General features: G+C 30.7%; 1 protein-coding gene. It reads left to right on the plus strand.

What is annotated here, in order from left to right:
- Nucleotides 1–212, plus strand: a 212-nt coding sequence (locus AACQ14_RS24160) for an SNF2-related protein (RefSeq protein WP_339366084.1), incomplete at both ends; no start/stop codon positions are given.

The raw sequence follows: 212 nt of genomic DNA on the forward strand, positions 1-212 counted from the left end.
GAATCCTAACTCATTGAATGCTAAATCTGTAAAACTAATACCAGCAAAAGTGAGATTTGCTTTAACAGGTACACCTATAGAAAATTCATTAATGGAATTATGGTCCATTTTTGATTTCATTCTACCAGGTTATTTATTAAGTAACAGAAAATTTACCTCCAATTATGAACGACCAATCATTAAGAACAATGATGAAGAAGCTCTAAGCCAAT

This window comes from Vallitalea maricola (assembly GCF_036985595.1).
GTDB classification, from domain to species: domain Bacteria; phylum Bacillota; class Clostridia; order Lachnospirales; family Vallitaleaceae; genus Vallitalea; species Vallitalea maricola.